Origin of the sequence: Cupriavidus sp. L7L, assembly GCF_004353535.1 — a bacterium.
In the GTDB taxonomy this organism is placed as follows: domain Bacteria; phylum Pseudomonadota; class Gammaproteobacteria; order Burkholderiales; family Burkholderiaceae; genus Cupriavidus; species Cupriavidus oxalaticus_A.
The window spans coordinates 1-891 of sequence record NZ_SMNY01000129.1 but is presented as its reverse complement, the minus strand read 5'-3'; the positions used below and the strand labels follow the sequence as shown (position 1 = coordinate 891).

General features: G+C 59.4%; 1 protein-coding gene and 1 pseudogene. One reads left to right on the top strand and one right to left on the bottom strand.

Annotated features, from left to right (window positions below):
* Positions 1-706, top strand: a pseudogene (locus tag E1J61_RS36285) (Tn3 family transposase); the annotation flags it as partial.
* On the opposite strand, the gene E1J61_RS36280 reads toward E1J61_RS36285, so the two are convergent.
* Positions 700-891, bottom strand: a 192-nt coding sequence (locus E1J61_RS36280) for an IS3 family transposase (RefSeq protein WP_165971423.1), incomplete at its 5' end; no start/stop codon positions are given. The pseudogene E1J61_RS36285 and the gene E1J61_RS36280 overlap by 7 nt on opposite strands.

Sequence of the window (891 nt, the reverse complement as noted above, 5' to 3'; positions counted from 1 at the left end):
TGCGGTCGAACGGAAGCTGCGCCACGCGGCTGAAGCCGTGCTGACCTTCATGCATCAGCACCCGATTTCCCAGCATTGGGGGCGCTCCGATCTGGCCTCGTCAGACATGATGTCGTTGGAATCGACACGCTCTGTCTGGAAAGCGCGGGCCGACCCACGCCGGCGGACTGCTTCGATCGGGATGTACACTCACGTTCGCGATCGGTGGGGCATCTTCTATGACCAGCCAATTTTGCTCAACGAGCGCCAGGCCGGCGCAGTGATCGAGGGCGTGATCCGACAAGGCGGTACGGAAGATGTCGCGCAACTTGCAGTGGATACGCACGGCTTTACAGATTTCGCGATGAGTCTGTCACGGCTGTTGGGCTTCGATCTCTGTCCGCGACTGTCCCACCTGCGCGACAGACGTTTGCATGTTCCCAGGCATCATGATGTGCCTGGCGAACTGGCTGCCGTCACCGATGCAGATGTTCGATTGAGCCTCATTGAGTCCGCCTGGGACGAGCTGGTGCGGATTGCGGCGTCCGTGCAAAGCGGGCAATGCACCGCAGTCCAGGCACTCTCGCGCTTTGGGGTGGCGGCACGCGGACAGCCCGTCTATGAGGCCGGCATGCATCTCGGACGGTTGTTTCGTACGATCTTCCTGATCGACTATTTCACGAATACTGAGGTGTTCTGTCCAGCGCGGACACGTCTGGTTCATGCTGCAGCTAGTCGACTGAGGTAGCTTGCAGCGACTTCGCCTGGCGTTCGGTACCCCAACTTCGAATGGCGCCGTTGGCGATTGTAAAAAATCTCAATGTACTCACGGACAGAGGCCATGGCTTCCATCCGGGTGGCATACCGATGGTGGTACACCAACTCTGCTTTCAGGCTGCCCCAGAAGCTCTC